Origin of the sequence: Actinomycetospora soli, assembly GCF_021026295.1 — a bacterium.
GTDB classification, from domain to species: Bacteria; Actinomycetota; Actinomycetes; order Mycobacteriales; family Pseudonocardiaceae; genus Actinomycetospora; species Actinomycetospora soli.
This window is the reverse complement of sequence record NZ_JAJNDA010000011.1, coordinates 136466-149191: the sequence shown is the minus strand read 5'-3', so window position 1 is coordinate 149191 and position 12726 is coordinate 136466. Positions and strand designations below refer to the sequence as shown.

Genomic DNA, 12726 nt, shown 5'->3' with positions numbered 1-12726 from the left:
TCACTGGGCGAGCGCGTCGGAGCCACCGACGATCTCGCTGATTTCCTGCGTGATCTGGGCCTGCCGGGCCTGGTTCGACTCGCGGACCAGGTTGTCGACCAGGTCGTTCGCGTTGTCGGTCGCGGCCTTCATCGCCCGCTGCCGCGCCGCGGACTCCGAGGCCGCCGCGTCGAGCATCGCGGCGAACACCCGGGCCCGCACGTACTTGGGCAGCAGGCTGTCGAACAGGACCTCGGGCTCGGGCTCGAAGGCGTACTCCGCCTCGCGGTCGCTGCCGTCGGAGTCCCCGGAGCGCGACGACGAGCCGGAGTCGTCCGACTCCTCCTCGTCCGATCCGAGGTCCAGCGGCGCCACCTGCAGCGCGATCGCGGTCTGCGTCAGCATCGAGCGGAACTGGGTGAAGACGACGTGGATCTCGTCGACGCCCGGCTTGCCCTCGGCGTCCTGCGGCGCCCGGAACATGACCTTGCGGTCGGCCCCGGAGTCCGCGTGCTCGTCGTCGTCCCACTCGACCGACACCTCGCTGTCGCCGCCGGCGAGGAACGCCGCGGTGAGGTGGTCGGCCGCGTGGGCCGCGTTCGCGTAGTCCGGCACCTCGGAGAAGCCGGTGAACTGCCCCGACATCTCGCGGTTGCGGAACCGGAAGTACGCCGTGCCCTTGCCGCCGATGACGTAGAGCGTCGCCTCCTTGCCGTCCTCGGACAGCTGGCGGATGAGCCGCTCGGTCTCGCGCAGGACGTTGGCGTTGTAGCCGCCGCAGAGCCCACGGTCGCTGGTGACGACGACGATGGCGGCCCGCTTGGGCTCCTCGCGCGGCGTCAGCAGCGGGTGGTCGCTCGCGCCGGCCTTCGCCGCCGTCCGCAGGACGTGCGTGAACTCGTCGGAGTAGGGCCGCGACGCCTCGACGCGGGCCTGCGCCTTCGAGATGCGCGACGCCGCGACCATCTCCATCGCCTTGGTGATCTGGGCGATGTTCTTGGTCGACCGGATGCGTCGTCTCAGGACGCGGAGATTGGCTGCCATCCCGACTAGCTCTCCGAGTCGGAGGACTCGTCGGACGACGAGTCCTCGGCACCGGCGAGCTCGCCCGAGCCGCCGTCGTCGGTCGGGTTGTCGCCGTCGCGCGTCTCGAACTGGTTCTTGAACTCGGACACGGCCTTGTTCAGGCGGTCCTCGTTCTCGTCCGAGAGCTGGCCGGTGTCGCGGATCTCGGCGAGCACCCCGCCGTCGCGGCGCACGTGCTCGAGGAACTCCTGCTCGAAGCGGGCGACGTCCTCGACCGGCACCGAGTCGAGGTGACCACGGGTGCCGAGGAAGATGCCGACGACCTCCTCCTCGACCGGGTACGGCTCGCCCTGGCCCTGCTTGAGCAGCTCCATCAGGCGGGCGCCACGGTCGAGCTGGGCCTGCGACGTGGCGTCAAGGTCCGAGCCGAAGGCCGCGAACGACTCGAGCTCGCGGTACTGCGCCAGCTCCACGCGCAGGCGGCCGGCGACCGAACGCATGGCCTTGATCTGCGCGGAACCACCGACGCGCGACACCGAGTTACCGACGTTCAGCGCGGGCCGCTGGCCCTGGTTGAACAGGTCGGACTCGAGGAAGCACTGGCCGTCGGTGATCGAGATGACGTTCGTGGGGATGTAGGCCGCGATGTCGTTGCCCTTGGTCTCCACGATCGGCAGGCCGGTCAGCGAGCCGCCCCCGAGGTCGTCGGAGAGCTTCGCGCAACGCTCGAGCAGGCGCGAGTGCAGGTAGAAGACGTCGCCCGGGTAGGCCTCGCGGCCCGGCGGACGGCGCAGCAGCAGGGAGATCGCGCGGTAGGCCTCGGCCTGCTTCGACAGGTCGTCGAAGATGATCAGGCAGTGCTTGCCCTGGTACATCCAGTGCTGGGCGATGGCCGAGCCGGCGTAGGGGGCGATGTACTTGAAGCCCGCCGGGTCGGACGCCGGGGCCGCGACGATCGTCGTGTACTCCAGCGCGCCGGCCTCCTCGAGGGCCTGCCGCACACCGGCGATCGTGGTGCCCTTCTGGCCGATCGCGACGTAGACGCAGCGGACCTGCTGCTGCGGGTCGCCGGTCTCCCAGGCCTCGCGCTGGTTGATGATCGTGTCCGTGCAGACCGCGGTCTTGCCGGTCTTGCGGTCGCCGATGATCAGCTGGCGCTGGCCGCGGCCGATCGGCGTCATGGCGTCGATCGCCTTGATGCCGGTCTGCAGCGGCTGCTTGACCTCCTTGCGCTGCACGACCGTGGCGGCCTGCAGCTCCATGACCCGGTTCTCCTCGGACTCGATGTCACCGAGGCCGTCGAGGGGCTGGCCGAGCGGGTTCACGACGCGGCCGAGGAAGCCGTCGCCGACCGGGACCGAGAGGACGCGGCCGGTCCGCGTGACCTGCTGCCCCTCCTCGATCGTCTCGTACTCGCCCAGGATCACGACGCCGATCTCGCGCTCCTCGAGGTTCTGGGCCAGGCCCAGCACGCCCCCGGGGAACTCGAGCAGCTCGTTGGTCATCGTCGAGGGCAGGCCCTCGACGTACGCGATGCCGTCACCCGTCGAGGTGACGATGCCGACCTCCTGACGGGAGGCGTCCGCGGAGTAGGAGGACACGTAGTCCTCGATCGCACTGCGGACCTCGTCGGAGGAGATGGTCAACTCGGCCATGGTTCCCGCTCTCGCTTGATGTCCTAGAAGTAAAGGTGTTCGGTTCCGGCTACCCGAGCCGGCGGTTCAGGTCGTCGAGGTGTCCCGCGGCGCTGCCGTCGATGACCTCGTCGCCGACCTGGATCACCAGGCCGCCGAGCAGCTGCGGGTCGACCTCGAGGTGCACGGTGATGTCGCGCCCGTAGATGCGCGCCAGGACGCCGGCCAGCCGGTCCTGCTGCTCGGCCGAGAGTTCGACCGCGGAGCGCACCGTGGCGACGGACCGCTGACGCCGGTCGGCGGCCAGCTCGGCCAGCCGCTCCAGGCCCGAGGAGACGTGGTGGGTGAGGGGGTGGGCGACGAGCTGCGCGGCGAGCCGGCGGGTGATCGGCTCCGCCTTGTCCGCCAGCAGGTCGTCGAGCACCTTCTGCTTGCCCTGCGCGTCCGCCGACGGGCTGCCGAGCAGCCGCTCGAGGTCGGGCTGCGCGCCGACGATGCGGCCGAGGCGGAAGAGCTCGTCCTCCACCGCGTCCAGCCGGCCGTCGGCCTCGGCGGCCGCGAGGAGCGCCTCGCGGGCGACCACGCGGACGGCCTGCACCAGGTCGGCGGGCTTCGACCACGACGCCTGCGCCGCGCCCTTGACCACGTCGGCCACGGGCCGCGAGACCTGGTTGTCGAAGATCCGCCCGGCGAGACCCTCGCGGGCCTCCGGCGCCGTCGAGGAGTCGGCGAGCGTCCGGCGCAGCACGGCCTCGCGGTCGAGCAGGTCGGCCACGGCGTCGAGCTGCTCGCCGGTGGTCGTGAGGTCGCCCGAGGAGGCGCCCTGCGTGACCTCGTCGAACCGACGACGGACGCCCTGCAGCGAGTCCCGGCTGGTGGCACGGAAGTCGGCGATCACGCCGGCCGTACCCGTCGCCGCGGTCATGAGCTCACCCCGTTCGAGGAGCCGTTGGAGCGGCCCGACATCGCCTCGAGGTTGTCGAGGAAGGAGTCGACCGACCGCGACTTGGCGGTGTCGTCGGACAGCGACGCGGCGACGATGCGCCGCGCCAGCTCCACGGAGCCCGCGCCCACCTCGGACCGCAGCTCGGAGACCGTGCGCGCCCGGGAGGCGTCCACGCTCTGCCGGCCCTGGGCCTTGATGCGCTCAGCCTCGTCGGAGGCGTTGTCCGCGAGGTCGGACTTGATGCGCTCCGCGTCGGCCCGGGCGTCGTCCCGGATCCGCGCGGCCTCGTTGTCGACCTCGGCCAGTCGGGCGCGCGAGCGCTCGAGCTGGGCCTGGGCGTCGTCGTACTCGGACTGCGCCCGCTCCATCCCGTCACGCAGCCGGGTCACGTCCTGGTCGTGGGACCGGACGAGCGACGGCCAGACGTACTTGCCGATGATGAAGACGAGCACCCCGAACGCGATGAAGCCGACGACGATCTCGGCCAGGTGGGGCAGCGCAGCGCCGGGCTCGCCGGCCTCCTGCGCCACCACCTCGATGACGTTCATGTGCTTCCTCCGCCTGTCAGGGAGTCAGCCCGCGGTGCGCGGGGGTCGGCTCACTGGAGGGCGAAGGCGAGGACCAGGCCCAGGATGGCGAGGGCCTCGGAGAGGGCGAAGCCGATGAAGGCGATCGACTGCAGCTGGCCGCGGGCCTCGGGCTGGCGGGCGACGCCGTTGATGAAGGCGGCGAAGACGATGCCGACGCCGATACCCGGGCCGATGGCCGAGAGACCGTAACCGACGACGTTCAGGTTTCCGGAGAGCATTCCAGCGTCCTTTCGCGGTGTGCGGGAGGTTCGGTGGTGTAGCCGCGAGCTAGTGCTCGTCGGCCAGGGAGGCGCCGATGTAGGACGCCGTGAGGATCGTGAAGATGTAGGCCTGCACCAGCTGGATGAACGCCTCGAACCCGGTGAAGATCAGGGCCATCGCGAACGAGCCCACGGAGAGCACGTTCAGCAGCACCGAGTCGGCGATGAGCAGCATGTACTCGGCGCCGAAGACGAACAGCAGCAGCACGAGGTGCCCGGCGAACATGTTGCCGAACAACCGGAACGCGAGGGTCACCGGACGCAGCAGGATGTTCGACAGGAACTCGATGGGGGTGAGGATGATGCGGACCCAGCCCGGCACACCGGGGGGCCAGGTCATCAGCTGGATGTAGCCGACGAATCCCTGCTTGCGGATGCCGACGATGTTGTAGATCAGCCAGGTGAGGATCGCGAGTGCGTACGCCATTCCCGGGTGCGAGAACGTGGGGAACTGGATCAGCGGGATGATCCCGAAGAGGTTGTTCACCACGAGGAACGCGAAGAGCGCCACCAGGTAGGGCACGAACTTGCGGAACTCGGGCCCGATGTTGTCGCGGGCGATCGAATCACGCACCATCACGTGGAACTTCTCGGCGAGCCACTGCGTGCGCCCCGGCAGCAATTGCGCGGAACGCGTGGCGATCGTGAAGAAGCCCAGGATCAGGACGACGCTGAAGATCAGCTGGATGACGGGCTTGTCGACGTACTCGAGGACCGGCACCCCCTCGAACATCGGGGGGATGTTGAAGTCCTCGCCGCTCGGGGCCTTGAAGCCGGGGGCCGGCGGCTCAGGGGCCTGCATCAGCCACGTCGGCAACGACGAGATCACCCGGGCTCCTTCCGGTCCTGCTGCCCGGTCGTGTCACCGGAACGCGGAGGGGATTGGGCCGGACGGGTGTCCGGCGGGACGTAAAGGTATCGGATGTAGATCAGCGCGAAGGACGCAGCCCCGCCGAGCAACAGCCCGACGAGGAGCACCCAGCGTGTACCCACCAGCAGATCGATGCCCCACCCGATACCCCCGAAGAGGAGGAAACCGGCGAGGAGGTGCGACAGGACGGTCCAACCCTCGGCCACCGGTGGGTGTGCGGAGCCACCCGAGGAGGTGCGACCCGCATCACCGCGGAGGCTGTCCTGCGCCATCGCGCGCACTGTATCAGCACGATCACGACGTTCCACTACGGACTGTCGGAGGTCACATGCAGCCCGTTCGGGTGAGCAATCGGACGCCCGACGCGAACCGGTCACGCGGCGATCGTGGGGATCTTCGTGCGGGCGAAGGCCACCGTCTCGCCGAGCACGAAGACGAGCGCCACCGGCCCCAGGGCCAGCGCGAAGATCCGGGTGTCGACCAGCTCGAGCCGGTCGAGGACGATCAGCAGCACCGCCAGCACGGCCAGCTTCGTGACGAGGCTGATCATGGCGATGCCCATGACGACGACGGGTGCGGAGCTCGCGGTCCAGCGCATCACCAGCGGGCCCAGGACGCACACCGCGAGCGCCACGAGGGCGCCGAACACGGCGGTGCCCAGGCCGGCGGTGCCCGCGAGGACACCGGCGAGGACGACCACGACCACGGCCACCACGGCCGCCGGGACGAGGCCGCCGCGCAGCATCGCGGTGCTGACCTGGTGGACCTGGGCGCCGACCGCGGCGGCGAGCCGGTCCTCGGCGCCGGGCTCGACGCCGGCGCTCGGTTCGTTCATGTCGGGACTCCGGGGTTCAGGGTCGGGCGGTCCGGCGCAGGCGCGGCACCGCCGAGGCGAGCACGGCCACCAGCAGCCCGAGGGCGACCAGCCAGACCACGAGGAAGACGTCGGTGATGAGGGCGAGGGCGACGGCGCCGAAGGCGAACACCCCGGCCCACAGGTAGATCAGCAGCACCGCCCGACGCTGCGAGTGCCCGATCTCGAGCAGGCGGTGGTGCAGGTGCATCTTGTCCGGCGCGAACGGGCTGCGTCCGGCGCGGGTGCGGCGCACCACCGCGAGCAGCAGGTCGACCAGCGGCACCAGGACCACGGCCGCGACGACGACGATCGGCGCGAGCAGCGCGACCGCGTTGCGCGGGGCGGAGTCGGAGTAGGTGATCCGGCCGGATGCCGTGGTCGTCGCGGCGGCGAGCATCAGGCCGATCAGCATCGAGCCGGAGTCGCCCATGAAGATGCGCGCCGGCTGGAAGTTGTGCGGCAGGAAGCCCGCACACGCCCCGGCGAGCACCGCGGCGATCAGCGCGGGCGGGTAGGCGGTGACGTCGCCGTCGCGCTGGTCGAGCAGGCCGAGCGAGTAGGCCAGCACCGCCAGGGCCGCGATCAGCCCGATGCCCGCGGCCAGACCGTCCAGGCCGTCGACGAAGTTGATCGCGTTGACCAGCACCACGGTGAGGAAGACCGTGAGGACGACCCCCTGGTCCGGACCGAGGATCAGCAGCGTGCCCGACCCGCCGTCGGGAACGGGCAGGATCAACCACTGCACGCCGAGCAGCACCATCACGCCCGCCGACGTCGCCTGCCCGGCGAGCTTGGTGAGCGCGTCGACGCCGAACCGGTCGTCGAGCGCGCCGACGAGGCAGATCAGGCCCCCGGCAACGATGACCGCGCGGGTCTCCGAGGAGTAGTCGAACGCGCGCCGCAGGACCGGCAGCTGCGAGGCCACGAACACCCCGGCGAGGACGCCGATGTACATGGCGACCCCGCCGAGGCGCGGGACGGGCACGGTGTGGACGTCGCGACCGCGCGGGACCGCGATGGCCCCGCCACGGATCGCGAGCCGCCGGACGACACCGGTGACCAGGAACGTCACCACCGCCGCGCAGAGCGCCACCAGGAGGTACTCCCGGATCGGCAGGCCCTGCGGGGCGAACGGTGGCGACGGGTCCACGCCCGCCAGACTAGGTCAGCCCCGCGGGTACGCCGGGAAGCGCCCCACCAGCGCCGACACCGCGTCGCGCGTGTCGGCGAGGGTGCGCTTGCCGTCCTCGGTGGTCTCGTCCGCGGCCACCGCGGTGGCGATGAGGCGGGCGACCTCGGGCATCTCGGCCGGCGTCATCCCCTGCGTGGTGATCGACGGGGAGCCGACGCGGATGCCCGACGCGACCATCGGGGGCTGCGTGTCGTACGGGATCGCGTTCTTGTTGAGCGTGATGGCGGCCAGGCCGCTGCGGGCCTCGGCCTCCTTGCCCGTGACCCCGAGCGGCGACAGGTCGAGCAGCGACAGGTGGGTGTCGGTGCCGCCGGAGATGGCGCGCATGCCGTGCTCCACCAGGCCCGAGGTGAGCGCCTGCGCGTTCTCGATGACGGTGCGCGCGTACTGCTGGTACTCCGGCGTGGCGGCCTCGGCGAGCGCCACGGCCTTGCCGGCGACCGCGTGCATCAGCGGCCCGCCCTGCAGGAACGGGAAGACGGCCTTGTCGAGCGCCTTCGCGTGCTCGGCCTTCGAGACGAGCATGCCGCCGCGCGGGCCGCGCAGGACCTTGTGCGTGGTGAAGGTGACGACGTCGGCGTAGGGCACCGGGCTGGGGATCGCCTGGCCGGCGACGAGGCCGATGAAGTGCGCGGCGTCGACCCAGAGGATCGCGCCGACCTCGTCGGCGATCTCGCGGAAGCGCGCGAAGTCGATGAGGCGCGGGTACGCGGTGGCGCCCGCGACGATCATCTTCGGGCGGTGCTCCAGGGCGAGGTCGCGCACCTGGTCGTAGTCGATGAGGTGGTCGTCCTCGCGCACGGTGTAGGGCACCGGCTCGAACCACTTGCCCGAGAAGCTCACCTTCGCGCCGTGCGTGAGGTGGCCGCCGTGGGGCAGCGACATCGCGAGCACCTTGTCGCCCGGCTGGCAGAACGCCGCGTAGACCGCGAGGTTGGCGTTCGCGCCGGAGTGCGGCTGCAGGTTCGCGTGCTCGGCGCCGAACAGGGCCTTGGCCCGCTCGATGCCGATCTCCTCGGCGCGGTCGACGACCTCGCAGCCGCCGTAGTAGCGGCGGCCGGGGTAGCCCTCGGCGTACTTGTTCGACAGCGTCGAGCCGAGCGCCGCGAGGACGGCGGGGCTGGTCAGGTTCTCGCTCGCGATGAGCTGGAGTCCGCCGCGGAGCCGACCGAGCTCGTCGTCGAGAACCTGCGCGATCTCGGGGTCGACGGCGGACAGGGCCTGGAAGTCCGGGCCCCAGAAGTGGTCGGTGCTCGCCACGGTGCAGTACCTCACTCTGGTTCGGGATTCGGCGTGGATCGACGTTACCCGCCGGTCCACCGTCGGGCCGGGTGCTTTGTGCGCCCTGTCACCGGTGAGTCACCAGTCGGCGATCGTCAGTGACGTGTCCGGCCGCGGGCGCTCGTCCCGCCCGCGCGCCCGGTAGTCCCAGGCCGCGAGGCCGATCATGGCGCCGTTGTCGGTGGACCAGCGCAGCGGCGGCAGGCACAGCTCGACGCCGGTCTCCGTGCAGAGCGCCGCGGCCCGCTCGCGCAGCTGCGGGCTCGCCGCGACGCCGCCCACGACGACGAGGCAGCGGCTCGGGTGCTGCCCCAGGGCCTTGCGGCACTTCGAGAGCAGCACGTCGAGGCACGCCTCGACGAAGCTCGCCGCCATGTTCTCGGGCGGGTGGTCCGGGTTCGCCGCGAGGAACCGCGACACCGCGGACTTCAGCCCGGAGAAGGAGAAGTCCAGGGCGAGGTCCTTCGCGGGGCGGGGGAGGTCGACGTCGGGGGTGCCGGTCGTCGCGAGCCGGTCGATCGCGGGCCCGCCGGGGTAGCCGAGGCCGAGCATGCGGGCGACCTTGTCGTAGGCCTCCCCCACCGAGTCGTCGCGGGTCGACCCGACGAGGGCCACGTCGCCGTTCTCCTGCACGTGCGCGAGCAGCGTGTGACCGCCGGAGACGAGCAGCACCATCGCCGGGTAGGTCACCCGCCGCTCGTCCAGGTCGGCGGAGCGCAGGTGCCCGCGCAGGTGGTTCACGCCGTACACCGGCAGCCCCCACCCGTCGCCCAGCCCGACCGCGGAGTTCGTCCCGACGACGAGGCTGCCGATCAGGCCCGGGCCGCGCGTCACGCCGATGGCCGTGAGGTCGGCCGGGGTGAGCCCGGCGTCGTCGAGCACCTTGCGCACCGTCGGGAGGATCGCGTCGACGTGCGCGCGGCTCGCCATCTCCGGGTAGACGCCGCCGTAGCGGTCGTGCAGCTCGACCTGGCTCGCGACGGCGGACGCGACGACGGTGCCGTCCGGCCGGACGATCGCGACACCGGTGTCGTCGCACGAGGTCTCGATGCCGAGCATCAGGTCAGCCATCGGTCTTCCCCCCCGTCGCTGCGCTCGCCCCGAGCACCCTCTCGATCTCGGCCACCGGGATCGCGCCCTCGCGCTCGATGCGCGGCGTGTCCAGGTGGCAGTTCACGACCGTCGACGGCACGCCCGAGCGGGTGCCCCCGTCGACGACCGCGTCCGGCCGCCCGGCGAGCTGCGCGAGGATCGGCCCGGTCGCCTGGGCGGTGGGCTCGCCGTGTGCGTTCGCGCTGGTCACGAGCAGGGCGCCCACGTCGGAGAGCAGGGCGCGCAGGTCGGGGTCGGACGGCACGCGGACGCCGACCTCGTCGCGGCCTGCCAGCCACGCCGGGGCGGTGTCGTCGATCCCGAGCGCGACGGTGATCGGCCCCGGGGAGAACGCGCCGAGCAGCCGGCGCGCGGTGTCCGGCACCTGCACGCCGAGGCTCGGCAGCTCGTCCGGGGTGGCCACCATGATCGGCAGCTCGCGGGTGCGCGGCCGCGCCTTCAGCGCGAACAGGGCGTCGATCGCGTCCCGACGGCGGGGGTGGACGGCGAGCCCGTAGACGGTGTCGGTCGGCAGCAGGGCGACCCCGCCGGCGAGCAGCGCCTCCCGGGCGGCCGCCCACGCGTCACCGCGGAACCGGACGCTCGACTCGGTGAGCGGCGCGGCGCTGACCACCGCCGGCTCGTGGTCGCCGCGGCGCAGGGCGTCGACGAGGTCGCCGATCCGCGGGGCGTCGGTCCCCGCGTCGACCGCGTCGACCCCGAGCTCGGCGAGCAGCGCGAGAGCCTGGGGCCGTCTCGCCCCGGCGACGCGGAGCGGGGTGGCCTGGTCGGGCCGAACGGGCCGCTCGCCACCCTCCTCCGGGACCGACGGCCCGTCCGTCCCGGCGGAGGTGACCGCATCCGGCGTCGGGACGAGGTCCTTGACGACGACCCCGAGGTCGCCGTGGCGCGTGGCGACGGTGCCGTCGGCGCGGGTCAGGGCCGCGTAGACGGACGTGCCCCCGGCCAGGCGCAGGGCCAGGGTCGGGCGGGCCCCCTCCCCGTCGCCCGGCCCCGCGAGCAGCGCGAGCGCGTCCAGTCCGACCACCGGGATCCCCCGGGCGAACGCGACCGCGTTGACGTAGGCGATCCCGGCGCGGACCGAGGCGAGGTTGCCGGGCCCGACGTCGACGGCGAGGCGGTCGAGGTCGGCGACGGTGCGCCCGCCGTCGGCGATGACGGAGCTCGCGAGCACGCCGACGTCGACGAAGCCGGGGTCCGAGCGGTCGGCCTCGGCCTGCGCGAGGACCGCGTCGTCGTCGAGCAGGGCGACGCCGTAGGTGCGCGAGGAGGTCTCGACGGCGAGGGTGAGCGTCATGCGTGGACCGCCAGTGCCTCGAGCACGGACTCCCACCGGCCGGTACCGGTCAGGGTGATCGTGCGGCCGGTGTCGCCGGTCTTCGTGAACGTCAGGCGCAGCGGGTCGGGGAACTCCGACTCGACCAGGCCGGCCCACTCGATCACGGCGATGACCTCGTCGAGGTACTCGTCGAGCCCGAGGTCGCGGAACTGGGCGACGTCGTCGAGGCGGTAGGTGTCGACGTGCAGCACCCGCGGCCCGGGGGTGTCGTAGAAGTTGGCCAGCGAGAAGGTCGGGCTGGTCACCGCGGCGTCGGAGCCGAGCGCGCCGAGCAGCGCGCGGGTGAAGGTCGTCTTGCCGGCCGCCAGGTCACCGGTCAGCAGCAGGGCGTCGCCCGCGCGCAGGTGGGGGGCGATGGCCGCCGCGACGCCGGCCGTGTCGTCCGGCCCGCCGCTGGAGAAGGTCACCTCGTTCATCGCACTTCCATGATAGGAGCCCGACATGACCGTCCGACTGCGCGCCCTGGAACGCGACGACCTGCCGCTCGTGCACCGGCTGACCAACGACTCGACGACCATGTCCTACTGGTTCTCCGAGCCGTTCGAGGCGCTCGTCGAACTGCGCGACATCTACGACCGGCACGTCCACGACCTCACCGAGCGGCGCTTCGTCGTCACCGACGACGTCGAGGACGTGGGCATCGTCGAGCTGATCGGGATCGACGCGGTGCACCGCACCACTGAGTTCCAGATCATCGTCGCGCCCGAGCACCAGGGCCACGGGCACGCGACGGCGGCGACGCGGCTGGCCCTCGACTACGCGTTCCGCGTGCTCAACCTGCACAAGGTCTACCTGGTGGTGGACGTCGCGAACGCCGGGGCGATCCACATCTACCGGCGCGCCGGGTTCGTCGAGGAGGGCACGCTGCGCGAGGAGTACTTCGCCGACGGGCGCTACCACGACGCGCTGCGGATGGGGATCCTGCAGCGCGAGCACCTGGGTCAGGCGACGACGGGCTGACGCCCCAGGACCTCGGCGATCTGCGCGGTGGTCACGGCGCCCTCCCGGCGGACGACCGGGTCCGGGCCGGTGAGGTCGACGATGGTCGAGCCGGCGTCGGCGGTCAGCGGCCCGCCGTCGAGGTAGACCTCGACCAGGTCCCCGAGCTGGGAGTACGCGTCGGCGCAGGTGTGCGGCACCGCTCCCCCGGCCGCGTTGGCCCCGGTGATCGCCATCGGCCCGCACTCGCGCAGCAGCTCCAGGGCCACCGGGTGCAGCGGCATGCGCAGCACGACGGTGCCGCGGGTGCGCCCGAGGTCCCAGGCCAGGGACGGGGCGTGCGGCAGCACGAGGCTCAGCCCGCCGGGCCAGAACGCCTCGATGAGATCGCGGGCGGCGCTCGGCACCACCGACACGAGCCCGTCGACCGTCGACCAGCTCCCGACGAGCACCGGCACCGGCGTCTCGGGCCCGCGCCGCTTGGCGGCGAGCAGCTCGCGCACGGCGTCCTGGTCGAACGCGTCCGCCCCGATGCCGTAGGAGGTGTCGGTGGGGACGACGACGAGCCGGCCCGCCCGGACCGCCGACTGCGCGGCCGCGAGGCCCGCCGCCCGCGTGTCGGGGATGCGGCAGTCGAACGTGGTCACGGGGCGACCCTAGCGATCACCGGTGCGGTGCCGGACGCCAGCGGTGTGCCACG

Annotated in this window: 15 protein-coding genes; 1 reads left to right on the top strand and 14 read right to left on the bottom strand. The window is 72.2% G+C overall.

All coding sequences use genetic code 11. From position 1 onward, the window contains the following. The 13 genes from LN037_RS19040 to tsaE all read right to left on the bottom strand — a co-directional run bounded on the left by LN037_RS19040 (position 1) and on the right by tsaE (position 11503). The gene (locus LN037_RS19040; RefSeq protein ID WP_230755494.1) at positions 1-1023 is read right to left on the bottom strand and encodes a F0F1 ATP synthase subunit gamma; all 1023 of its coding nucleotides are present in this window, start codon (positions 1021-1023) and stop codon (positions 1-3) included. A gap of 5 nt (positions 1024-1028) precedes the next feature. After that, positions 1029-2660, bottom strand: coding sequence for a F0F1 ATP synthase subunit alpha (gene atpA / locus LN037_RS19035; RefSeq protein ID WP_308286160.1), 1632 nt, complete (start codon positions 2658-2660; stop codon positions 1029-1031). A gap of 49 nt (positions 2661-2709) precedes the next feature. Then, positions 2710-3564 carry a F0F1 ATP synthase subunit delta gene (locus LN037_RS19030; protein ID WP_230755492.1) on the bottom strand — a complete coding sequence of 285 codons (855 nt, stop codon included), beginning with the start codon at positions 3562-3564 and terminating at the stop codon, positions 2710-2712. Then, positions 3561-4133, bottom strand: coding sequence for a F0F1 ATP synthase subunit B (gene atpF, locus LN037_RS19025; protein ID WP_230755490.1), 573 nt, complete (start codon positions 4131-4133; stop codon positions 3561-3563). The genes LN037_RS19030 and atpF overlap by 4 nt, the downstream gene beginning before the upstream one ends. Before the next feature lie 50 nt (positions 4134-4183). Continuing rightward, complete coding sequence (gene atpE / locus LN037_RS19020) at positions 4184-4393, bottom strand: ATP synthase F0 subunit C (protein WP_018335035.1); 210 nt, start codon at positions 4391-4393, stop codon at positions 4184-4186. 49 nt (positions 4394-4442) lie between these two features. Next, positions 4443-5264 carry a F0F1 ATP synthase subunit A gene (atpB, locus tag LN037_RS19015; protein ID WP_230755489.1) on the bottom strand — a complete coding sequence of 274 codons (822 nt, stop codon included), beginning with the start codon at positions 5262-5264 and terminating at the stop codon, positions 4443-4445. Then, positions 5261-5578: an AtpZ/AtpI family protein gene (locus LN037_RS19010; protein WP_230755486.1), complete on the bottom strand. Its 318-nt coding sequence runs from the start codon at positions 5576-5578 to the stop codon at positions 5261-5263. Before LN037_RS19010 ends, atpB begins: the two co-directional genes overlap by 4 nt. A 101-nt stretch (positions 5579-5679) precedes the next feature. After that, positions 5680-6141 (bottom strand): Cg1360 family ATP-synthase-associated protein, encoded by a 462-nt coding sequence (locus LN037_RS19005; RefSeq protein WP_230755484.1) that lies wholly within the window; start codon positions 6139-6141, stop codon positions 5680-5682. A gap of 16 nt (positions 6142-6157) precedes the next feature. Beyond that, the gene (locus LN037_RS19000; protein WP_230755482.1) at positions 6158-7312 is read right to left on the bottom strand and encodes a glycosyltransferase family 4 protein; all 1155 of its coding nucleotides are present in this window, start codon (positions 7310-7312) and stop codon (positions 6158-6160) included. A gap of 15 nt (positions 7313-7327) precedes the next feature. Then, a complete protein-coding gene (glyA, locus tag LN037_RS18995; RefSeq protein WP_230755480.1) occupies positions 7328-8614 on the bottom strand; it encodes a serine hydroxymethyltransferase in 1287 nt (428 codons plus the stop codon). A 99-nt stretch (positions 8615-8713) separates the two neighbouring features. Further along, positions 8714-9706 carry a tRNA (adenosine(37)-N6)-threonylcarbamoyltransferase complex transferase subunit TsaD gene (gene tsaD, locus LN037_RS18990; RefSeq protein ID WP_230755479.1) on the bottom strand — a complete coding sequence of 331 codons (993 nt, stop codon included), beginning with the start codon at positions 9704-9706 and terminating at the stop codon, positions 8714-8716. Next, positions 9699-11045: an L-threonylcarbamoyladenylate synthase gene (locus LN037_RS18985; protein WP_230755478.1), complete on the bottom strand. Its 1347-nt coding sequence runs from the start codon at positions 11043-11045 to the stop codon at positions 9699-9701. Before LN037_RS18985 ends, tsaD begins: the two co-directional genes overlap by 8 nt. Further along, positions 11042-11503, bottom strand: coding sequence for a tRNA (adenosine(37)-N6)-threonylcarbamoyltransferase complex ATPase subunit type 1 TsaE (tsaE, locus tag LN037_RS18980; protein ID WP_230755477.1), 462 nt, complete (start codon positions 11501-11503; stop codon positions 11042-11044). Before tsaE ends, LN037_RS18985 begins: the two co-directional genes overlap by 4 nt. Before the next feature lie 25 nt (positions 11504-11528). Here tsaE and speG point away from each other — a divergent pair, with 25 nt between their 5' ends. Beyond that, entirely contained in the window at positions 11529-12047 is a 519-nt protein-coding gene (gene speG, locus LN037_RS18975; protein ID WP_230755475.1) for a spermidine N1-acetyltransferase, read from the top strand. Here the strand turns inward: speG and LN037_RS18970 are convergent. After that, a complete protein-coding gene (locus LN037_RS18970; RefSeq protein ID WP_230755472.1) occupies positions 12029-12673 on the bottom strand; it encodes an L-threonylcarbamoyladenylate synthase in 645 nt (214 codons plus the stop codon). The two genes, speG and LN037_RS18970, sit on opposite strands and share 19 nt — an antisense overlap. Positions 12674-12726 lie beyond the last annotated feature (53 nt).

Bases quoted from the DNA above. Each gene is read 5' to 3' on its own strand.
- LN037_RS19010 (WP_230755486.1), bottom strand. From the start codon at position 5,578: ATGGCGCAGGACAGCCTCCGCGGTGATGCGGGTCGCACCTCCTCGGGT.
- LN037_RS19030 (WP_230755492.1), bottom strand. From the start codon at position 3,564: ATGACCGCGGCGACGGGTACGGCCGGCGTGATCGCCGACTTCCGTGCC.
- atpE (WP_018335035.1), bottom strand. From the start codon at position 4,393: ATGCTCTCCGGAAACCTGAACGTCGTCGGTTACGGTCTCTCGGCCATC.
- LN037_RS19040 (WP_230755494.1), bottom strand. From the start codon at position 1,023: ATGGCAGCCAATCTCCGCGTCCTGAGACGACGCATCCGGTCGACCAAG.
- tsaE (WP_230755477.1), bottom strand. From the start codon at position 11,503: ATGAACGAGGTGACCTTCTCCAGCGGCGGGCCGGACGACACGGCCGGC.
- LN037_RS19005 (WP_230755484.1), bottom strand. From the start codon at position 6,141: ATGAACGAACCGAGCGCCGGCGTCGAGCCCGGCGCCGAGGACCGGCTC.
- LN037_RS18985 (WP_230755478.1), bottom strand. From the start codon at position 11,045: ATGACGCTCACCCTCGCCGTCGAGACCTCCTCGCGCACCTACGGCGTC.
- tsaD (WP_230755479.1), bottom strand. From the start codon at position 9,706: ATGGCTGACCTGATGCTCGGCATCGAGACCTCGTGCGACGACACCGGT.
- atpF (WP_230755490.1), bottom strand. From the start codon at position 4,133: ATGAACGTCATCGAGGTGGTGGCGCAGGAGGCCGGCGAGCCCGGCGCT.
- atpA (WP_308286160.1), bottom strand. From the start codon at position 2,660: ATGGCCGAGTTGACCATCTCCTCCGACGAGGTCCGCAGTGCGATCGAG.
- speG (WP_230755475.1), top strand. From the start codon at position 11,529: ATGACCGTCCGACTGCGCGCCCTGGAACGCGACGACCTGCCGCTCGTG.